The 21,060-nt window shown below is 68.8% G+C and carries 16 protein-coding genes; 9 read left to right on the top strand and 7 right to left on the bottom strand.

Annotated features, from left to right (window positions below; genetic code table 11):
* The first annotated feature begins 99 nt into the window (after positions 1 to 99).
* Complete coding sequence (gene gnd, locus ACIBH2_RS30920) at positions 100 to 1,128, top strand: phosphogluconate dehydrogenase (NAD(+)-dependent, decarboxylating) (RefSeq protein ID WP_397123887.1); 1,029 nt, start codon at positions 100 to 102, stop codon at positions 1,126 to 1,128.
* Between the two features lie 51 nt (positions 1,129 to 1,179).
* Here gnd and ACIBH2_RS30915 read toward each other — a convergent pair whose 3' ends face one another.
* Positions 1,180 to 2,511 carry a lipase family protein gene (locus tag ACIBH2_RS30915; RefSeq protein ID WP_397123885.1) on the bottom strand — a complete coding sequence of 444 codons (1,332 nt, stop codon included), beginning with the start codon at positions 2,509 to 2,511 and terminating at the stop codon, positions 1,180 to 1,182.
* A gap of 1 nt (position 2,512) precedes the next feature.
* Entirely contained in the window at positions 2,513 to 3,778 is a 1,266-nt protein-coding gene (locus tag ACIBH2_RS30910; RefSeq protein ID WP_397123883.1) for a hypothetical protein, read from the bottom strand.
* 264 nt (positions 3,779 to 4,042) lie between these two features.
* On the opposite strand from ACIBH2_RS30910, the gene ACIBH2_RS30905 reads away from it, so the two are divergent.
* The 3 genes from ACIBH2_RS30905 (at position 4,043) to ACIBH2_RS30895 (ending at position 7,259) form a co-directional block, all read left to right on the top strand.
* Complete coding sequence (locus ACIBH2_RS30905; RefSeq protein WP_397123881.1) at positions 4,043 to 5,206, top strand: glycoside hydrolase family 3 N-terminal domain-containing protein; 1,164 nt, start codon at positions 4,043 to 4,045, stop codon at positions 5,204 to 5,206.
* Positions 5,207 to 5,317: 111 nt separating this feature from the next.
* On the top strand, positions 5,318 to 5,914 hold the full coding sequence (locus ACIBH2_RS30900) for a TetR/AcrR family transcriptional regulator (RefSeq protein ID WP_397123879.1): 597 nt from the start codon (positions 5,318 to 5,320) through the stop codon (positions 5,912 to 5,914).
* A gap of 100 nt (positions 5,915 to 6,014) precedes the next feature.
* Positions 6,015 to 7,259 carry a DUF5685 family protein gene (locus tag ACIBH2_RS30895; RefSeq protein WP_397123877.1) on the top strand — a complete coding sequence of 415 codons (1,245 nt, stop codon included), beginning with the start codon at positions 6,015 to 6,017 and terminating at the stop codon, positions 7,257 to 7,259.
* 171 nt (positions 7,260 to 7,430) lie between these two features.
* On the opposite strand, the gene ACIBH2_RS30890 is transcribed toward ACIBH2_RS30895, so the two are convergent.
* Positions 7,431 to 8,297, bottom strand: a complete 867-nt coding sequence (locus ACIBH2_RS30890; RefSeq protein WP_397123875.1) for a MaoC family dehydratase — start codon at positions 8,295 to 8,297, stop codon at positions 7,431 to 7,433.
* On the bottom strand, positions 8,297 to 9,655 hold the full coding sequence (locus ACIBH2_RS30885; protein WP_397123873.1) for a 3-oxoacyl-ACP reductase: 1,359 nt from the start codon (positions 9,653 to 9,655) through the stop codon (positions 8,297 to 8,299). The genes ACIBH2_RS30890 and ACIBH2_RS30885 overlap by 1 nt, the downstream gene beginning before the upstream one ends.
* A gap of 162 nt (positions 9,656 to 9,817) precedes the next feature.
* Here ACIBH2_RS30885 and ACIBH2_RS30880 point away from each other — a divergent pair, with 162 nt between their 5' ends.
* Positions 9,818 to 11,140, top strand: a complete 1,323-nt coding sequence (locus ACIBH2_RS30880) for an acetyl-CoA C-acetyltransferase (protein ID WP_397123871.1) — start codon at positions 9,818 to 9,820, stop codon at positions 11,138 to 11,140.
* 186 nt (positions 11,141 to 11,326) lie between these two features.
* On the opposite strand, the gene ACIBH2_RS30875 is transcribed toward ACIBH2_RS30880, so the two are convergent.
* Positions 11,327 to 12,691, bottom strand: coding sequence for an ADP-ribosylglycohydrolase family protein (locus ACIBH2_RS30875; protein WP_397123869.1), 1,365 nt, complete (start codon positions 12,689 to 12,691; stop codon positions 11,327 to 11,329).
* Positions 12,692 to 12,724: 33 nt separating this feature from the next.
* Positions 12,725 to 13,171: a hypothetical protein gene (locus ACIBH2_RS30870; RefSeq protein WP_397123867.1), complete on the bottom strand. Its 447-nt coding sequence runs from the start codon at positions 13,169 to 13,171 to the stop codon at positions 12,725 to 12,727.
* Between the two features lie 275 nt (positions 13,172 to 13,446).
* On the opposite strand from ACIBH2_RS30870, the gene ACIBH2_RS30865 reads away from it, so the two are divergent.
* From ACIBH2_RS30865 to ACIBH2_RS30850, 4 genes are all read left to right on the top strand, one after another.
* Positions 13,447 to 13,932, top strand: a complete 486-nt coding sequence (locus ACIBH2_RS30865; protein ID WP_397123865.1) for a universal stress protein — start codon at positions 13,447 to 13,449, stop codon at positions 13,930 to 13,932.
* Positions 13,933 to 14,019: 87 nt separating this feature from the next.
* Positions 14,020 to 15,114, top strand: coding sequence for an isochorismate synthase MenF (locus ACIBH2_RS30860; RefSeq protein WP_397123863.1), 1,095 nt, complete (start codon positions 14,020 to 14,022; stop codon positions 15,112 to 15,114).
* A 163-nt stretch (positions 15,115 to 15,277) separates the two neighbouring features.
* A complete protein-coding gene (locus ACIBH2_RS30855) occupies positions 15,278 to 15,448 on the top strand; it encodes a DUF2613 domain-containing protein (RefSeq protein ID WP_397123861.1) in 171 nt (56 codons plus the stop codon).
* Complete coding sequence (locus ACIBH2_RS30850; protein ID WP_397123859.1) at positions 15,402 to 19,796, top strand: alpha-(1->3)-arabinofuranosyltransferase; 4,395 nt, start codon at positions 15,402 to 15,404, stop codon at positions 19,794 to 19,796. The genes ACIBH2_RS30855 and ACIBH2_RS30850 overlap by 47 nt, the downstream gene beginning before the upstream one ends.
* On the opposite strand, the gene ACIBH2_RS30845 is transcribed toward ACIBH2_RS30850, so the two are convergent.
* Positions 19,750 to 20,811 carry an acyltransferase family protein gene (locus ACIBH2_RS30845; RefSeq protein ID WP_397124299.1) on the bottom strand — a complete coding sequence of 354 codons (1,062 nt, stop codon included), beginning with the start codon at positions 20,809 to 20,811 and terminating at the stop codon, positions 19,750 to 19,752. The two genes, ACIBH2_RS30850 and ACIBH2_RS30845, sit on opposite strands and share 47 nt — an antisense overlap.
* Between the last annotated feature and the right edge of the window lie 249 nt (positions 20,812 to 21,060).

The following is a 21,060-nucleotide window of genomic DNA, read 5'->3' as shown; positions in this document are numbered from 1 at the left end:
CACCCGCGCACAGATCCCGGAAAATTTTCCCGGCACCCGAAGGCGGACAATCGAGACGGAACACCGGGCACCGCACGCAGACGACTCGAGGAGACGAGTATGCAGCTGGGAATGATCGGGTTGGGCCGGATGGGCGCGAACATCGTGCGCCGCATAGTCCGCGACGGGCATACGGCGGTGGGATTCGAACGCCACAGCCCGCATATCGACGAACTCACCGCCGAACTCGGCGACAGCTTCGCGGGCACCACCGAACTGCCCAAATTCGTGGCCATGCTCGACACTCCGCGCGTGGTGTGGGTCATGATTCCGGCCGGTGCCACCGGCGCGGTCGTCGACCAGCTCGCCGAACACCTCGAACCCGGCGACATCGTCATCGACGGCGGCAACAGCCGCTACCACGAGGACATCGCGCGCGCGAAGGCGCTGCGGCCCAAAGGCATTCACTACCTCGACATCGGCACCTCGGGCGGGGTGTTCGGACTGGAGCGCGGCTTCTGCCTGATGATCGGCGGCGAGGCCGAGCAGGTGTCCTATATCGAACCGCTGCTGAAATCCATCGCCCCCGGCGTTGACGCCGCCCCCCGCACACCTGGCCGCACGGGTGAACCGTCCACCGCCGAACAGGGCTATCTGCACTGCGGTCCGGCCGGTGCCGGGCACTTCGTGAAGATGGTGCACAACGGCATCGAGTACGGGGCCATGGCCGCCTACGCCGAGGGCATGAACATCCTGCACAAGGCGAATATCGGCAAGCATCAGGACGGCGAGCACTCGGCCGAGGTGACACCGCTCGACAATCCCGAGTACTACCAGTACGACATCGATGTGCCCGAGGTCACCGAGGTCTGGCGGCGCGGCTCGGTGGTCGCCTCCTGGTTGCTCGATCTCACCGCCGCCGCGCTGTACGCCGATCCGGGTCTGGACTCCTTCGGCGGTCGGGTCTCCGATTCCGGTGAGGGCCGGTGGACCCTCGATGCCGCCATCGACGAGGGCGTCCCGGCGCCCGTACTGTCGTCGGCGCTGTTCCAGCGCTTCTCCTCGCGCGGTGAATCGCTCTACGCGGACAAGGTGCTCTCGGCCATGCGCCAGGCCTTCGGCGGCCACCACGAGCTACCCGGGAAGTAGACGCCGGTGGCTCCCGACCGTGAGGTCGGGAGCCACCGAATCGTCACCGGCTCAGTCGAATTGCGCGGCCATCCAGTCGATGGTCTGCATACCGAACAGGTCGGTGCCCCAGCCGTAGAGGTCGGTGAGCATCTTGACCATGCCGCAGTCGGTCGGCTGATAGGTCACCTCGGTGCCCTGGGCGCGGTAGGTGTCGGCCAGTTCGCGCGCGTCACGGGCGGGGACCAGCGACATGAAGGAATCGTCGGCCGCGCAGGAGGCGATGAGGACCTTGGATTTCGGCGTTCCGGAACGGCCCAGGCGGTTGTCCTCGAAGACGTGCTGGAACGCGGGTTCGTCGGCCGGGTTCACCCCGGAGTTGAACAGCGCTCGCAGCGGGAGGAACGGCGTCCCGAAATAAGCGGTCTGGCACTGGGTTCGGAAAGTATCGGCGATCCCACGACCGACCGGATTGAGCTTGGCGTCGAGATTCATCTCCGGATAGGCGGGTTCCAGGCCGAGCAGCGTCGCGAAGGCGAAGCCGGAGCCGACCCCGCCGTCGGCCACCCGCATGAAGTTGCGCTGATCGACGACCATGCCTTCCAGCACGGTCGACTTCACATTCAGTTCGGGTGCGTACTCGTCCTGCAACTCCGCCGAGAAGGCCGCCCCCACACCGCCTCCCGCGATACCGAACAGCGCGATCTGAGCCTGCGGGTCGAGTCCGGAGGGTGCGTGGCGCAGTGCCGCGCGCGCCCCGTCGAGTTGGGTGTGCGCCGCGTACTTGCCCGCGAACACCCCGTGCGGGCGTCGATCGGCGTCGTTACCCACATCGGAGATCATCACCGCGTAGCCCTTGCCGAACATGAGGGCCAGCGGCCCCAGCGCCGACCAGGAGGAACCGTCGGTCGGCGCGCCGCCGGTCCACTGCGTACTGGGGTGGCAGCCCCAGCCGACGCTGTCGTTGGCCTCCTGGTAGGAGATGAGCTTGCGCTCCGAGTTCGGCGTGCCGTCACGCGGAACCATGAGGATGCCGGTGCTGATCACCGGGGTGACGCCGTCGAGTCCGGTGGTCACGTACATGAGCTTCCAGGCATCGAGGTTCGCGGGCTTCATGCCGGTGAACAGCACATCCACCCGCTTCGCCTTCAGAATGTCGCCCGGCTGCTCCGATCCGGTGAGCGGCGGCTCCTGATAGAACGGGTCGTTGGCGAGCAGGCCCTCGAAGATCTCCTGCGGCGAGGCGAGGGCGCCCTCGCGCAATGTGCCCACCACGTAACCGTTGAACACCTCGTCCAAGGCCGGTGTGTGCGGCGGAACCGGTTCCGCCGCAGCGGTTCCCGCGACCGCGGCGGAGAGGGCCAGGGCCAGCGCGGTCACCGCGGCCAGGGTGCGCGTGCGCATCTCAGTTTCCTCCGTCGGCGGGCGTGATGGTGAATTCCTGGGCGGCCGAGGCGACCAGCTGCGGCAGGTTGAGCAGCGGGCGCTTGGACTCGAGCTGGATCTCGTAGGGGGTGCGCATGACGGCTTCCAGTGCGGGCCAGTTGTTCTCGACCTGGAAGCGGTACTTGGGCAGCAGTTCGGTGGTGATGTAGTCCCAGCGCGCGTCGAGCACCGACCAATTCCAGTCCGGCAGCGGCAGTGTCATCACCATGGCGCGGCCGTCGCTGCCGGTGAACGGGATTCGCACCGGATGGAATTCGCGCGGTGGCCGCACCCCGGCCACCGAGGGCGACCCCGCGGCGCCGCTGAGATAGGTGATGGCCTCGCCGACACTGCCCTTGTACGAACGGGTTTCGTCCCACTGCTGACCGATGGCCCACTGCTGTTCGCGGCGCAGCAGGGCGGCATTGCCCGCGGCGATCCGCGCTCCGTCACCGGAGGCGACATCGCGCCAGGCGTTCATGATGTCCGCGCCGAAGAGCCCCGCGGCCTGGAATTCCTCGAGCGCGGGCAGGCCGCCGGTGACGTAGGCGTCGTGCATGGGCATCAGATCCGAGAAGATGTTCTTCTGCATCACCAGGATCATCCCGATGATGTAGCGCAGATCCTCGGGGGTGATGTGCGGCCCCGCCTCGGCGATGGCGCGCAATCCGCTGGGCAGCAGGGCCACCGCCTGCGGCCCCGCCACCTGTTCCACCGTCCCGATCACCGTGTGCGCGGCCTCGGCCAGACCCGGAGCGCCGTAGACGTTTCCGGCCATTTCGAAGTCGATCAGGCCGCCGCCGAAGTCCGCGCCGACCTGGCCGCCCATTCCGGCCCACTGCAATTCGCGGTGGGCGAGCTGGAGGTCCTCGTAATAGCGGTAGGAGCGAATCAGGTTGTCCCGGTTGGCCTGTACCCCGGCGCGCGGATCCCAGGAGCGCAGGTCGATACCCGCCTGCCGGGTGGCGTCGACCAGCCAGTACTGGTACAGCAGCGCCGCGTAGCGGGTCGGTGCCACACCGCGAGCGCGGGCCTGGTCGAGCAGCCGCCCGAGTTCGGCTTGGTCATAAGGCATTTCGGGGTGCACGCCACCCGGGCCCTGTGCCGCGTTCCGATTGACCAGCGGCAGATCGAGGTAGCGGTCCACCTCGTCGGTGGCGAGGGCCGGAGCCGTCGCCACCAGGCCGAGTCCGAACAGGGCCGCGAGCGCCAGGCTCACGCCGCGCGTCAGTCTGCTGAGTCGCATGGGTTTGTGGGGGCCTTCCGCAGGGGTGATCGAGCACATGAGAATGGGCAGAGCAATTAGCTATCAGATAGCTATTTGTCCGCAACTGTCAAATTCGACGGCTCGAAACGTGTTGAAGAGGAACTTTTCAGATTGCCGCTCGATTGCCCGATATCGAATGGATGCGCCCGTCACCGTGTGAAACCGCTCGCGGACGGCACGTCGAGCACCGTGGGGCGAGTGTCGAGTAGGCGCGGCGGAAGGCGGCGGCTACCGTCGATGACCATGCGCATCGTGCCTGGGATCGTGCTCGCCGTGACCGCCGTCGTGCTGACCGCCTGCTCCGGCGGCGGTGGCGAGACCACGGCCGAGAAGACGTCCACCACCACGGGTTCCGGCGACACGTCGACGCCCGCGACCACCACGCCGGGGCAACAGGACTGCGCCGCTGGCTATCTCGCGCAGTTCACCACCCGGCAGAAGCTGGCGCAGTTGCTGACCGTGGGCGTCACCGGCGCGGCCGACGCCGAGAACGTGGTGCGCACCGAACAGGTGGGCGGCATCTTCGTGGGCGGGTGGACCGACAAGGCGCTGTTGGGGCAGCACCAGATCGACAAGGTGACCGCTGCCGCGCGCACACCGCTCATGGTCACCATCGACGAAGAGGGCGGGCGGGTTTCGCGCATCAAGGATCTCGTCGGGGTGGCCCCCTCCGCGCGGGTGATCGCGCAGACCATGAGCGCCGACGAGTACTACCGCTTCAGCCTGGAGCGCGGACAGAAGATGAAGGCCCTCGGCATCACGGTGGATTTCGCGCCCGATGTGGATGTGAGCAGCCAGCCTGATGATTCGGTGATCGGCGACCGCTCCTACTCCGACGATCCGGCCGTGGTGACCGAGTACGCGAGCGCCTTCATTCGGGCGATGCAGGAGGCGGGCGTCGGCACCGTCATGAAGCATTTCCCGGGCCACGGCTCCGGCTCGGGCGATTCGCACACCGGCGCGGTGCACACGCCGCCGCTGGACCAGCTGCGCGAGAGCGATCTGCTGCCCTACCGCGACCTCATCGGGTCGGGGGCCGCGGTCATGGTCGGACACCTCGACGTGCCGGGCCTGACCACCCCGGATGTGCCCGCCAGTATCAGCCCGGAGGTCATGACGCTCTTGCGCCAGGGCACCGGCTACGGTGCGGCACCCTTCGACGGTGTGATCTTCACCGACGATCTGAGCGGCATGGCCGCCATCACCGCGCGCATGAGCATCGCCGAAGCCGTGGAATCCGCCCTGGTCGCCGGGGCCGACAATGCCCTGTGGATCAGCACCGACGCCGTCACCGAGGTGCTCGATCGGCTCGAGCAGGCGGTCACCGCGGGCCGCCTGCCGGGTAGCCAGGTGGATGCCTCGGTACTGCGCATGGCAAAGTTCAAGGGCACCGCACCGCGCTGCTGAGTCCCACTCACCAGGATGTCGAACCCTTCCGTGAGCGAATCACCGGCAATTTGAGTTCGCGGAACTTACCATGGAGTAAGATAAGGGTTTCGACATGTCCTAGGAGAGTGGATGGCAGGCGGAACGAAACGGCTACCCAGGGCGGTTCGTGAGCAGCAGATGCTGGACGCCGCCGTAATCGTGTTCTCGCACAAGGGGTATCACGACACGTCCATGGACGCGATCGCCGCCGAGGCGAGTATCTCCAAGCCCATGCTGTACCTGTACTACGGCTCCAAGGACGAGCTCTTCCGGGCCTGTATTCACCGGGAGAGTTTACGGTTCATCGAGGCCGTGGCGGTGGCGGGCAACCCGAAACTCACGCCGCACGAACAGCTGCGGGCCGGGCTCGAGGCGTTCCTCTCCTACGTCGACAACAATCGGCGGTCCTGGCAGGTGCTCTACCGGCAGGCGCTGAACCAGCAGCCGTTCGCGCCCGATATCGCCAACAGCCGCGACCGGATCATCGAGCTCACCGCCAAACTGTTGGAATCCAGCGCCAAGTACGCCGAGCCGGGCACCAATTTCGAGATCGTGTCGGTGGCCGTGATCGGCGCGGGCGAGGCCATCGCCGACCGGGTCGCCAGCGGTGAGATCGAGGTGGCCCAGGCCGTGGACCTGCTCGACAATCTCGCCTGGCGCGGTCTGGCCGGTCGCAAACCGGAGTAGGCCCTCGGGGTTGCCACCCGCGTCAACGCCTGCCACAGTCGCGTGGATTGTGTTGTAGGACCAGCCTGCTCGGAGCGCGGCTGGGGGACGGGGAACTGGGTTGTTCGGATTGCTGAAGCCGTGTGCGCACGGCGCGGCGAAGTACGGGATCGACGCTTCGGCCTGGCAGACGCAGATGTGCGGGCTGTGCCTGGGCCTGCGCGACGGGCACGGGCAGCTGGCGCGGGCCGCCACGAACACCGACGCGATTCTGCTCGGGGTGCTCACCGAAGCCCAACAGCCGCGGGCGGCGACACGCACCGACGCGGGCCCGTGCCCGCTGCGCGGGATGCGGCGGGCGTCGGTCGCCGCCGCCGACTCCCCCGGCGTTCGGCTCGCCGCGACCGCCTCACTGTTGTTGGGAGCGGCCAAGATTCGCGACCACATCGACGACGGTGACACCGGGCCGGTGTCGCGACGGCCGATGGGGCGCGTCTCGAACCGCTGGCACAGCCGCGCCCGGGCGGCGGCGGATGAGATCGGGCTCGACATCGAACCCCTTGTCGCCGCGATCGAATCGCAGGCGCGCGTCGAGCAGGCGGTGCTCGCCGCCGCGGCGGGCGAAGCGGATGGCCTGGACTCGCTCGCGCGGCTGACCGCACCCACCCAACTGTGCGCCGCGGATCTGTTCGCACACACCGCGGTCCTGGCCGGGCGGCCCGAAAACATCGACGCGCTACGGGAAGTCGGCTGGCATTTCGGGCGGATCGCCCATCTCGCCGATGCCATCGAGGACCTCGAATCCGATGCGGCGCGCGGCAAGTTCAATCCGCTGACCGCCACCGGCACTTCGGTGGGACAGGCCGAGGCGCTGCTGCGTGAATCGCACGGACAGCTGCGCGCCGCGCTGGTGCGGGTCGGTTTGGCCAAGGTCGCGACCGTGCGCTGGATGCTGTTGGATCCGCTGCACGGCGTCGTGCGGCGGATCGGGCGGGCCACGGGCGCGGCGCGGGTGTGCGCGACCGACCACGCGACGCGTCGTCGTCCCGCAGCCGGTTCTGCCGCCGAATCCTCCGGATCGACGCTGGTGAAACCGGTTTCACACTTCGAGGTGCGCGGCGATCTGGGCGTTCGGCCGCCGCGCACCCCGCATCGGCGGCCGAGTATCTGGGAGGGGCTCGGCATCATCGGGGCGGTCTACTGCACCGGCTACGCCTGCTGCGCGGAGCACACCAATCCGTGTACGGGCCAACGACAACAGCCTTGGTACAAGCATTGTGCGGATTGCTGCGACTGCGCCGAATGCTGCTCGTCGTGCGGCGAGTGCTGTAGCTGCGACGGCTGCTGCTGCTGCTGCGACTGCTGAGCGGCCCGGAAAAGCCCCGGAAAAGCACAGAGCCGCACACCTGTTCGCGATTCGGATGTCGATACCCCTGCGAGCCGACATACGGTCGTGAACTGGTGCGCGGCTCCGGTCCCCCTGGTCCGGGGTCGAGCTTCGCATCGGGCGCTCGGCGTGAACCGAGTGCCCGACAACTCAACGCAGCGTAGCGGTCAGGTGTGGATAGCCCTTCTTCGGGTTGCGCAAGGACAGGTCCCAGCCACCGGCCACCTGGTCGGCGTAGACGTTCACCGTGGAGGGCAGGAAGATCGGCTTGCCGAACTTCACGTCGTAGGTGACCTTCTCGGGAACGCGTCCCTCGATATTGCTGAGGATATTCGCAGCCGACCACATTCCGTGGGCGATCGGCTTCGGGAATCCGAAAGCCTTGGCCCCCAGCGCCGAGGTGTGGATGGGATTGTGGTCACCCGACGCCGCGGCGTACCGGTTGATCATCTTCTGGTCCACGCGGGTGGTGCGCAGCGGCGGCGGCGGAACCTCGTCGGGCTTGGGCTCGGGCTTCGGACCACCCGACAGCGAGGTGCGCTGCTGGTGCAGGAAGGTGGTGACCTGTCGCCACACCAGTTCCCGGCCCACATTGACCTCGGTGATGGCGTCCACCAGCAGGCCCTTGGGGTGCTCGCGCAGGTTCTCGATATGGGTTTCGAAATCCAGCGGTTCGGAGACCGAGATCTCGCGGGTGCGCTCGATGAGGTTCTGCGCGTGCACCGCGCCGACCGCGACGAACGGGAAGTCGCGGGCCACCACCAGCTGCATCGCCAGCGGGAAGCTGAGGATGAACGGGTAGGTGAGCGGCAGGGCGTCGTTGAAGCGCAGTCCGGTCGCGCGGCAGTACGCCGACAGGTGATCGGGATCGACCTTCAGGCCCTGGAGCTTGACCACCCGGTCGGGCAGCGTGGAGGGGCGCGACGAAAGTCCCGGCACCGGAAGCGCACCCAGCGCCGCCTTCACGAAAAGGCTGCTGTTCTTGGGCGTTTCGGTGAGCGTGATGGTCTCGGTCATCATGCTCCGATCAGGGCCTGGCCGCAGACGCGAACGATATTGCCGCTGACGGCATTCGAGGCCGGGGAGGCGAAGTAGGCGATGGTCTCGGCGACATCCACGGTCTGACCGCCCTGCAGCAGCGAGGAGAGCAGGCGACCGGCCTCGCGGGTGCCGACCGGAATGGCGGCGGTCATGGCGGTCTCGATGAAGCCGGGGGCCACCGCGTTGATGGTGATGCCCTTCTCGGCCAGCTTCGGGGCCTCGGCGTTCACCATGCCGATGACACCGGCCTTGGACGCGCCGTAGTTGGTCTGGCCGCGGTTACCGGCGATACCGGCGATGGAGGACACGTCGATGACGCGGCCGCCCTCCTTCAGCGCGCCCTTGGCGACCAGTCCCTCGGTAATGCGGTGCGGGGCGGCCAGATTCACGTTGATGACCGAGTTCCAGCGGCCGTCGTCCATATTGGCGAGCAGCTTGTCGCGGGTGATACCGGCGTTGTGCACGATGATGTCGACGCCGCCGAAGCGCTCGGTGGCGAATTCGGCGATCTTCTCGGCGGCATCGGGCGCGGTGACGTCGAGGGCCAGCGCGGTGCCGCCGACCTTGTTGGCGGTCTCGGCGAGCGCCTCACCGGCGGCCGGGATGTCGGCGACGATGACGGTCGCGCCGTCGCGGGCGAAGACCTCGGCGATGGTCGCGCCGATACCGCGGGCGGCGCCGGTGACCACGGCGACCTTGCCCTCGAGGGGCTTGTCCCAGGAGGCCGGGGCGGTGGAGTCGTCCTTGCCGACGCGGAAGACCTGGCCGTCGACGAAGGCCGACTTGGCCGAGAGGATGAAGCGCAGGGTGGACTCCAGGCCGGTGGCGGCGGCAGCGGCCTCCGGGTGCAGGTAGACCAGGTTGGCGGTGGCGCCGCGCAGCAGTTCCTTGCCAACCGAGCGGGAGAAGCCCTCGAGCGCGCGCTGGGCGATCTGCTCGTCGACCGAGGCGGCCAGCTCGGGGGTGGTGCCGATGACCAGCACGCGGCCCGAGGGGGCGATGCTGCGCATGGCGGGCTGGAAGAACTCGAACAGCTGCTCCAGCTCCTCGATGGTCCGGATGCCGGTGGCGTCGAAGACGAGCGCGCCGAACTTCACGCCGGGGGTGACCGATTCCACGAAGGTGTAGTCCGACAGCAGGTTCCGAACGGCGTCGGCCACGCGACCCTTGCCGCCGACCAGCACCGGGCCGGGGAGGGCGGGCTCACCGGCCTTGTAGCGGCGCAGGTTCTCGGGCTGCGGGAGGCCGAGCTTGCTCGCCAGGAACGCGCCGGGAGCGGAGTGGATGAACGATCCGTACAGGTTGGGAGCGCCCTTGCTCTTGCTGGCAGCCACTGGTTCCTACCTTCTCTTCTCGTCTGTGCCCGGAAGCGATGTCGCGCACATGGGCGGGGTACGGTGTCGACAAAGAACTTACTCCAGAGTAAGTTTAATGTAAACCAGGCCCGGTTGGTCCGACCGGGCATGCCGGAACCCGACGAGACACTGGAGACTCGAGTGACCACCAAAGCCCGTTCGGCGAAGGCCGCGGCCAAGAACACCAAGCAGGCTCGTCCTGTCGCCATTCTGGGCGGCAATCGAATCCCGTTCGCCCGTTCCGACGGCAAGTACGCGCACGCCTCGAACCAGGACATGTTCACCGCCGCGCTGAACGGTCTGGTCGCCCGCTACGGCCTGCAGGGTGAGCGGCTGGGCATGGTCGTCGGCGGCGCGGTGCTCAAGCGCGTCGGCGAGCACGGCATGATTCGCGAGAGCGTGCTGGGCAGCACCCTGTCGCCGTACACCCCGGCCCACGACCTGCAGCTCGCCTGCGGCACCGGCCTGCAGTCCATCGTGACCGTCGGTGACGCGATCGCGCTGGGCCGCATCGAATCCGGTATCGGCGGCGGCACCGACACCACCTCCGACGCGCCGATCGGCGTGAGCGAGGGCATGCGCGAGTGGATGCTCGACGCCAACCGCGCCAAGAAGAACTCCGACTACGTGAAGCTCGTCGGCCGCCTGCGTCCGTCCATGGTGGGCATCGAGATCCCGCGCAATGCCGAGCCGCGCACCGGGCTGTCCATGGGTGAGCACGCCGCCATCACCGCCAAGGAATTCGGTATCGCCCGCGAGGCGCAGGACGAGCTGGCCTACCTGTCGCACAAGAACATGGCCGCCGCCTACGACCGCGGTTTCTTCGACGATCTGGTCACCCCGTTCCTGGGCCTGACCCGCGACGACAACCTGCGTCCCGGCTCGACCATCGAGAAGCTGTCGACGCTGAAGCCGGTCTTCGGCACCAAGCTCGGCGACGCCACCATGACCGCGGGCAACTCCACCCCGCTGACCGACGGTGCCTCCACCGTGCTGCTCGGCTCCGAGGAGTGGGCGGCAGCGCGCAACCTCAAGCCGCTGGCCTACCTGGTGGACTCCGAGGTCGCCGCCGTGGACTACATCCACGGTCCGGACGGCCTGCTCATGGCCCCCACCTACGCGGTGCCGCGCATGCTGGCCCGCAACGGCCTGAAGCTGCAGGACTTCGACTACTACGAGATCCACGAGGCCTTCGCCTCCGTGGTGCTCGCGACGCTGCAGGCGTGGGAGTCGGACCAGTACTGCAAGGAGCGGCTGGGACTGGACGGCGCGCTGGGCGCGATCGACCGCTCCAAGCTGAACGTGAACGGCTCCTCGCTGGCGGCGGGTCACCCGTTCGCCGCGACCGGCGGCCGCATCATCGCCCAGACCGCCAAGCTACTGGAGGAGAAGGGCGGCGGTCGTGCGCTGGTCTCCATCTGTGCCGCCGGTGGCCAGGGTGTTGTCGCGATCGTGGAGCGCTAGCAGCTCGGTCGACGTGAGCGCCGATAGGTCGGCGCGATGACAGGGGCGGTGCCCGGTTCCCGGACCAGGCACCGCCCTTGGCTCCCCCGCCTCCCCGAACCTTCAGCGCCCGGCTGAGAGCCGTCGACCGACATGCACGCGTGCCGACGGTCGAGTGCCGAGCAAATTTTGGGCGTACCCGACGAGTTACCCTCTCCTTGCGAGATCAGCCGTCCCGATATCGACCAGGCGGAGCGTACGAATAGCCAGGTTCGAGATGCGGGTGCCGTCGTAACCCGTTACGGCACTGTGCAATCGGTCCCGCAGCGGCTCCGTCCAGTGCGACGGAATGGCCGCGGCTCCGGTGAGGATTCCGGCGACCGACCCCGCGGTGGCCCCATTCGAGTCGGTGTCGCAGCCGCCCTGCACGGTGAGTGTGACGGTGCGGGTGAAATCGGCCTCGCCCCAGAGCAATCCGGCGGTGATGAGGCAGACGTTCGGAATGGCGTGCACCCAGTTGTAGTCGGCGTGACGGGAGTGGATGGCGATCACGGCCTGCTCCCAGGTCAGGGCGGCGCGGTAGTCGTCGAGGACCTGCCCGATCGCGACCGCCAGCCGGGAGCGTTCGGGGACAACGCTGTTCGCCGTGGCGATCAGATCCTCGGGGTGGGACGCCGTGAAGGCGGCCGCGATCAGCGCCGCCGACCACATGGCCGCCCAGAGGCCGTTGCCGACATGGGAGACCGCGGCGTCACGGGCCACCAGCGCGGCGGCGCGGTGTGGATCCCCGGGGCTGACGTAGCCGTGGATATCGGCGCGGATGAGCGCGCCTATCCACTCGCGGTAGGGGTTTCGATGCGTGGCGGTGTCGGGTGGGGTGAAACCGTCGATGAGATTGCGGTAGGCGACGCGTTCGGCGGTGTAGGTCTGCAAGAACGGCAGTCGCTCGAGCCACAGCGCCGCCACATCGTCGGTGGTGAAGTCGGTGCCGTGCTGTTCGAGCAGGTGCAGGCCGAGCACGGTGTAGTCGAGATCGTCGTCGCGGGGACTGCCGTCGATGTGGCCGAGGGCGGATTCGCGCCAGGTCCAATGCAATTCGAAGTCCTCGGGCATGGGGTCGCGCACCGGCACGTAGTCGCCGAGCGGGTAGCGGCCGATCGGCTCCAGATAGTCGCGAATGCGCCGGGGCGTCCACACGAACCCGTTCTCCAGGGGCTTGCCGAGGGTGCAGCCGACGCAGCGGCCCAACCAGCCGCCGTGGATCCGATCCAGCAGGTCACCCTCGGCGGCGTCGACATGCGTTGGGGCTACCGGTTTCTCCGGCTCCGAGGATGTGCCGTCCGCCCACTCCGCGTAGGGCCAGTCGGGTACGCGCTCGGCGGATTCGACCCGGTCCAGCAGCCGCCAGCACGCCGCCGGGACGGGCCGATCGGTGTGCGTCAATTCGCGCACCTCCTCCTCGAAATCCCCTACTTCCCAGCCGGATTCGCGGCGCTGCGTCCATTCGAAATACAGCAGGGCGCGCGGGTCGGCCTCGTGGTGACCGAAGAACACGGTATGGATCGGATTCACCGGAAAACAGCCCTCACCTGCGGTGATATCGACTCACAGCACCGCTTTGGCGGCGGCGACGACCTCGGACAACAGCGGCAACGACTCGTCGCGCTGAGGTGCGCGGGCCCACCAGCGGCCCTCGTGGGTATGTCGACCGAAGCCCGTCGGCAGGATGACATTGCTGCGGTGCGGTCCGATATCCACGCTGTTGCGCTCCAGAAGTTCGATGCATTCGGGGCCGGGGTAGCCGTCGAACACCGCGAGGAAGGTTCGGCGCGGCGGCTTGTCGCGGACCAGCACCGGGCCGGGGATGCCGCGACCGGTGAGTTCGCCGAGTATCAACGCGCCCAAGGGTTCCGGGGTGTTGAGGGCGCAGACGGTATCGATCAGCGGTAGCACCACGAAGCCCGGGGTGGTCACGTGGACATGCGGCAACCCGAACAGGGATCGGTACACATGTGCCCAATCCTGCGGGGTGGTCAGCTCCTCCAACCGCACAATCCACACACCTAGCTCTGGTCCGAAAAACGGCACTGCGACGGCGTTGTCGATCGTCGGCGGCAGCCGACTCATCCAGTGAAGGCGGTCCCACGCCCACCCACCACCGGTTTGGGTGAATCGTTCGCAAACAGTGTTTGATTTGCCGCTGGTTCGTACCGAGCGGTGCGGAAATGGCAACGCGTAGGTGTTGTGCGGCACCGCCCTTACGGGTAGATCGGCGTGTCGCGGGGTAATCTCTGGGTGAGACCGACGCTCCTACCAGGAGGTTCGTCATGCCGTGCGACCTGATGCTCATTGCCTACGACGGCTCCGAGAATGCCCGCCGGGCCGTCGAATACGCGGGGCGGTTCCTCACCGCCAACCGGGCCGTCGTGCTGACCGCCTGGGAGCCCATGGTGCGGCAGGCGGCGCGGCTGTCGGGCATATCGGGGGTCATGCAGCCCGAATGGGTGACCGATGACGAGATCGAGGATGTGGCCTTCGCGGATGCCAAGGCCATCAATGCCGAGGGCGTGAAACTGGCCGGGCTGGCCGGATTGAATCCCGAGGCGCGGACGGTGGAGTGCACCACCACCATCTGGAACGCCATTGTCGATGTGGCCGACGAGTTGAATGTGGACATCGTGGTCGCGGGGACGCGCGGAGCCACGGGGATACGCGCGCTGCTGCACTCCAGCGTCGCGGACGCGGTGCTCAAACACTGCCATCGACCGGTGCTGCTGGTGCCGCCGGGACGAGATCCCAAGGACGAGCGCTGACCGGTAGACCACGCTGACCCGGCGGCTCGAGACCTTCGTCGCTCCGCCGCCGCGACGCGCCGTGCGCGGACTATCGTCGGGAAGACCATGAACGGATTCCTGCTCGCCACTCCCGGTGGAGTCGTACGGACCACCGGCACCCGCGCGTCCTTCGACGAGGCCGACGCCGCCGCGGCGGCCCTGCGGGGCGGTGCCGAGATCGTGGTCGGGGCGCTGGCCTTCGATCCGGCGCGACCGGCCGCGCTGACCGTGCCCGAACAGGCCGCGCACACCGCCGGGCCGTGGCGGCCCGCCGCGCTGCCGGAGCTGCCCGGGGTCCGGGTGATCGGCGAGATGCCCAGTGCGGCAGAGCATGTGGCTCGGGTGACCAAGTTGGTGGAGCTGTTGAACGATCCCGGGCAGCCACTGCGCAAAGTGGTGGCGGCGCGGTCGCTGCTGGCCGCGGCCGATGCTCCCCTCGAGGCGGAAGTCGTTGCCGCGCACTTGATTACCCGTCATCCACAGGCGAATGTCTTCGCCGTGGACCTGACTCCGGCCGGGCGGCCCGGCGACACCCTGCTGGGCGCGACACCCGAAGTGCTGGTCACCCGGCACGGCCGGACGGTCACGCTGCGGCCACTAGCGGGGACGCTGCCCCGGCTGGCCGACCCCGAGGCAGATGCCGCGCAGGCGCGAGAACTGCTGTCCAGCACCAAGAATCGCGATGAGCACGCCTTCGTCATCGACTGGATTCGGGAGCGGCTCGCCCCGGTCTGCGCCGAACTCGCCATCCCCGACGGCCCGGAGATCATCAATACCCACGAGGTCTGGCATCTGGCCACACCCATCACCGGCCGCCTGCGCGATCCCGGCACCACCGCGCTCGACCTCGCGATCCTGCTGCATCCGACCCCGGCGGTGTGCGGCACCCCGACCGCCCTGGCCCTCGAGACGATCAGCGATCTGGAGGGTGACCGCGGGTTCTACAGCGGCGCGGTGGGCTGGTGCGACGACCGCGGCGACGGCGAATGGGTGGTGGCGATTCGCTGCGCGGAGCTCTCCGCCGACGGTCTGGCCCTGCGCGCGTTCGGCGGCGGCGGCATCGTGGCGGCCTCCGACCCCCGGGCGGAGCTGGACGAGACCAGCACCAAGCTGCGCACCTTCCTCGGCGGACTGCATTGCGAACTGCCTGCTCAGGGCTAGTGCGCGAGGCGTTCGTCCGATACCGCGCACCCGCTTTCGGCGGCGTCGGGCCGAGGCTGAGAACCGCATAACCAGGTAACCGGTACGGACGTGTCGGCCTCCGGGCCATCGACCTGCTAGGTTGGCTCGAGTTACGCATGCGTCGATGTATGGGAGTACCGCGATGAAGTTTGCCGTCCCTGGTGTAGCGAGTGCTGCTGGCGGAGCCCTGCTCGGACTGGTCGCCGTGCTGCTCGTGACGATGGCGGTGAGCCAGAACTCGCGTCCGGATATCGACCGCAGCGGCGATGCCTCGTCCTCGCTGCTCAACAACGTCGAGTACGGCGCACGCTGACCTGGCCTCCGCTGATTCCGCCGAGGCCGGTCTATCGGACCGGTCCTCGGCCACCGCACCGCTGGGTCGCCGCTGGCTGATCGGCACCGTCGTCGCGGCGTTCCTGCTGACCTTTCTGCAGGCGCCCGGCCGCACCGTCGCCGACACCAAATACGACCTCGCGCAGAACCCGCTCGGCTTTCTCGCGCGCGCCTCCCATCTGTGGAGTTCGCAAGCGCCCATGGGGCAGGTGCAGAACCAGGCCTACGGGTACTTCTTTCCGCACGGCGCGTTCTTCTCCCTCGGCCATATCCTCGGCCTGCCCGCCTGGGTGACCCAGCGCATCTGGTGGGCGCTGCTGCTGCTCGCCGGATTCTGGGGGATCATCCGACTCTGCGAAATCCTCGGCATCGGCAGCCGGGGGTCGCGGATCATCGCGGCGACCGCCTTCGCGCTGTCGCCGCGCGTGCTGACCACGCTGGGCTCCATTTCGTCGGAGACGCTGCCGATGATGCTCGCGCCGTGGGTGCTGCTGGCACCGGCGGCGCTGGGGGTGGCGGCGCAACGGCGCAGTCGTGCGACCACACCTGCCGCGAGCGCGCTGGCGCTGGCGCTCATGGGGTCGGTGAACGCCGTCGCGACGGCCGCGGCGTTCCTGCCCGCCGCACTCTGGTGGATGTCGTATCGGCCGAATCGGCGGTGGTGGCGGTTCACGCGGGCCTGGATTCCGCTGTTGGTGCTGGCCACGTTCTGGTGGGTGGTGCCGCTGCTGCTGCTCGGCAAGGTGAGCCCACCGTTCCTGGACTTCATCGAATCGTCGGGCGTGACGACGCAGTGGGCCTCGCTCGGGGAGGTGCTGCGCGGAACCGACAGTTGGACGCCGTTCGTCTCGCCGGAGCGCATCGCCGGGGCGGTGCTGGTGACGCAGCCCGCAGCGGTGCTGGCGACCGGCATGCTGGCGGCGGCCGGAATGGCCGGGCTGGCCATGCGCGCCATGCCGGGGCGCGGGCGGTTCGTCCTGATTCTCTGCGTCGGGCTGGTGGGGATCTGCGCCGGATACGTCGGCACGCTGGGTGGGCCGTTCGCGGAACAGGTGCGGATCTTCCTGGACTCGGCGGGTGCGCCGCTACGCAATGTGCACAAGCTGGAGCCGCTCATTCGGCTGCCGCTCGTGGTGGGGCTGGCGCATCTGCTGAGCCGAGTGCCGCTGCCCGCCTCGGTGCCGATGCCGGTGTGGCGCAAGGCCTTCGCCCATCCGGAACGCAATCGCATGGTGGCGGTGACCGCGCTCATCCTCACCGCGCTGGCGCTGTCCACCTCGCTGGCGTGGACCGGAAAGCTCGCGCCGCGTGGGGATTACGACCGCGTACCCCACTACTGGCAGCAGACCGCGGACTGGCTGTCGGACAACGCCTCCGATACCCGAGCGCTGGTGGTGCCGGGTGCGCCCTTCGCCAGCCAGGTGTGGGGGCTGACCCGCGACGAACCCTTGCAGGCGCTGGCGAGTACGCCCTGGGCGGTGCGAGACGCGGTGCCGCTCAACCCACCCGGTGCGATTCGAGCCATGGATTCGGTGCAGCGGCTCATTGCCGACGGGCGGCCGTCGGCGGGGCTGGCGGCGACGCTGGCCGAGCAGGGCATCGGCGTCCTGGTGCTGCGCAATGATCTCGACCCGGAGACCTCGCGGTCGACGCGGCCGATGTTGGCCCACCAGGCGATCGAGGGTTCGCCGGGGCTGACCAAGGTGGCCGAATTCGGGGAGCCGGTGGAGACCGGGAAGGCCGAGGGGCTGGTCGCGGATGCGGATCTGCGGCCGGAGTATCCGGCGGTGGAGATCTACCGGGTGGGGTCGTACCCGATCGGCGAGCCCGCGGAACTCCGCGGCGGGGTCGGCGCGCCGACGTCTTTCCCCGGCGCGTACACGGTGCCGCTGGACGGGGTGCCCGTGGTGCAGGGTGGGCCCGAAGTGCTGGAGCGATTGCAGCGCGATCCCGAAACACCCTATGGCCCAACGCTGCTCGCCGCCGACGCGGCGACCACCGGGCTGCCCGTCGAGTCCGCCACGGTCACCGATACGCCTATGGACCGGGAGACCGATTTCGGGCGGGTGGACAATCACAACTCCGCGGTACGCGCGCCGGACGATCCGCGCCGCACGCACAATCTGGTGCCCGACTACCCGGTGCCGGGTGCGGAGCTGGTCCGGGGTGAGTGGTCCGGTGCCACTGTCACCGTCTCCAGCGCGGCGGGTGATGCCACGCAGCTCGGCGGCGCGGCACCGGGGAGTTCGACCGCAGCGGTCGTGGACGGCGATCCGGCCACCTCGTGGCTCAGCAACGGCACGCAGCACGCCATCGGGCAGTGGCTGCGCCTGGATCTGGATCGGCCTATCACCACCGGGGCGCTGCGCTTGACGACCAGCGCCGCCGCCATCGGGGTGCCGGTGAAGTGGCTGGCGGTGGCGACGGCCAAGGGCACGGTCTCGGTGCGCATTCCCGAACCCGGTGTGCCGGTGAATATTTCGCTGCCACCGGGTAAGACACAGTGGATCAAGATCACCGCCGCGCAGACCGAGGACGGTAGCAAGGGCGGCCAGTTCGGTATCAGCGAGCTGACGCTCACCGATTTCGCCGATCGCGACAATCCCGCACCCGTCGATATCCGGCATCGCACGGTGCTACCGCCCACTCCGGCTGGCGCGCAGGTGCGGGGCTGGCGGCTCGGGCAGGAATTCCCCGGGCGCAGTGCGTGTTTCGATGCGCCCGACCGTATTCGGTGCAGTAAGGCCCTCGCGCTGTCGGCAGAGGAGCCGGGGCTGTTCGAACGCACCCTCTCGGTGCCCGAATCCCTGTCCGTGACACCGGATCTCATTGTCCGTACACGGCCCGGACCGGCGCTGGAGAACCTGCTCACCGACCCGGAACGCCCCATTGCCCGCGGCCGCGCCGATGTCGCCGATCCGCGCGGCTCCGCGCTCGCCGCCACCGACGGCGATCCGCGCACGGCCTGGATCGCGCCCGAGACCTCGGTCCGCAATCAGACCGGGGCCAAGCCCACGCTGACCATCGAACTGCCCGAGCCCACCCTGGTGACAGGTCTCGACCTCACCCACGCGCTCGGGGACCTACCCGCCCATCCCACCTCGGTGTCGGTGAATCTCGGCGACGGCCCCCAGGTGCGTGAGGTGGACCCCGATTCCGACGCTCCCACCCGCATCGAGCTACACCCGCGCGTCACCGACCGCATCGAACTCAGCATCCAGAGCTGGGAGACCGTACTCGACCGCACCGCACTGGGTTTCGCGCAGGAACAGCCCGCCGGTCTGGCCGAGATCGACGTTCTCGGGCCGGAGTACCCGGCGCCCGCGCCGACCGACCGGACCATCACCATCGGCTGCCTCGACGGGCCGACCATCGCCTTCGCCGGGCGCACACTGCACACCACGGTCACCGGCACCGCCGCCGAATTGCGTTCCGGTGCACCGGTTCCCGCGCGGATCTGCACCGCCGACGAGGTGGCTGCGGCGCAGGCCGAGACCGGAACACCCGCAACCGAGCCGGATACCGGTGGCGACGCCGTACCGCTGCCGACCGGCCGAGTGGATGTAACCGTCGCTCCGACAGATCTTTTCACCGTCGACGAACTGCGTTTGAACGCTACCGAGTCCAGCGACGGCCCGGCGGTTCGGGCGGCGCCGGGGACCCGCCTGCTGGTGCTGCCGCTGAGCACCAATGTCGGCTGGGAAGCGCACACCGCCGACGGCACCGCACTGAAACCGGTGGTCATCGACGGCTGGCAACAAGCCTGGCTGGTACCGGCGAATACCAAGGGCCCCATAACGATCGAGTTCCCCGCCGACCGCTGGTACCGCGCGGCCATCTTCGGCGGATTGCTCCTGCTGATCCCCCTCGTGGCACTCGCCCTGTGGGGTCCGCGCCGACGGCGCGGTGGTGACGACCCGGCGGCCGATCTCGCGACCGCACAGCAGGATGCCGAGGTCCGCGCGGACAACGACGCGCCCCCACGCGCACGACACAGCCGCGTCTTCGGCGCGCTCGGATTGGCGGTGGCGGCGGGGCTGATCTCCGGCCCCACCGGAATCGCGCTCACCGCGGCGGTTCTCGTCGCTGATCACTTCCGCCCCCGCCACTGGGACCGCATCCTGGTCGCTCTCGCCACCGGCGGCACCGCCATCTCGGCGGCCGCCCTCTCCACCGGCCCGTGGCGCTTCCCCGAGGGCTATATGGGCGGTTCTCTCTGGGTACAGCTTCCCGCCCTGATCGCTGTCGTGGCCGTGGGCGTCGCCGCGCTGCCGGTTCGGGTCAGCCGAAGCGGCGGCGAGTCCAGTGGCGGACCGGCTCCTCGATGAGGGCGTAGCTCGCCGCGGCCAGCGGGAGGGTGAAGACGACGGTCAGGATCAGAACCACGGGGAAGTTGCCGCGGAACGGGACGATGCCGAATACCGGGAAGACGATGGACAGTACGGCCAGGTGCCAGAGGAAGGCCCCGTAGGACCAGCGGCCCAGCGTCGCGGCGGTGCGGCTCTCCAACCAGCGGTGGCGAATATCGGGGCGCAGCACCAGCGGGGCCAGCAGGGCGAAGCCGAGGATCATGCCGAAGGTCATCTTCAGGGCGTACTGCCAGGGCTGGCCGTGGGTGAGGCCGGGCAGTCCGGCAAGCCGCGTGGTGGAGAGTCCGAAGGCGATGAGCGCCACCGTCCACAGCGGCCACGGGTTGCGGGCCAGGCGGCGCAGGCGCGGCACCTCGAGGTCGATGAGTTCGGCCAGCAGCATGCCCGCGGCGAACCAGGGCAGATACGCGGGCAGCCAATTGTCGGAGTGAATGGCCTCCGGGGTCGGCACCGGCAGGAAGTTCCAGCCCAGGCAGACGAGCCCCAACGCCGTGATGGCCGGTACCCGCCAGCGCGCGCGATCGCCGCGCAGCCAGGCGAAGGCGAAGGCCAACAGCGGCAACAAAAGATAGAAGGCCACCTCCACCGAGAGGCTCCACATCTGCGTGAGGCCATCGGTCAGGGTGAGCGGTACGAAAACCTGCAACAGCGCGAGATTCGACAGCCAGACGCGGAATCCGGCCGAATGCGCGGCACTCGGCAACAGGATCAACACCGCGATGACGACCGCCCAGTAGGCGGGCAGAATGCGCGCCGCGCGATGCAGCAGGTACCGCCCGGCCTTCGGCGCGGTCTCGAGCCCACGCGCGGCAGCGGCATGCGGTCGCCACAACAGGAATCCCGACAGCGCGAAGAACACCGCGACCGCCATGTCGAAGCGCTCCCACACCCGCCCGAGGACCGGCATACCGGTCGCCCCGGTCTGGAATGCCACGTGCGTGACGACGACTCCCAGCGCGGCCATACCGCGCATGCCCTCGAGCGCGGGGACGAATCCGGCGCGAGCCTTCTTAGAGGCTGCGGCTATTACCGACTCGGGTGGACGGCTGGACTCGGACTCCCCGGCGAGCGCCACCACGCCGCTGCTCGCATCGGCCGGGCCCGTGGAGGCGTCGGCGGCGTCCGCCGCGCGGCCATCGCCCGCACCGGATTCACGCGTCTGGACGGCTGCCGAACGCCCGTCGACCCGGACCGGTCGGGCCGGTTCGGAGGGCGGGTCGAG

It is taken from the genome of Nocardia sp. NPDC050406 (genome assembly GCF_044459025.1).
Taxonomy (GTDB): Bacteria; Actinomycetota; Actinomycetes; order Mycobacteriales; family Mycobacteriaceae; genus Nocardia.
Note: the sequence above shows the minus strand (reverse complement) of the source record. Positions and strands in the feature narration are given on the sequence as shown.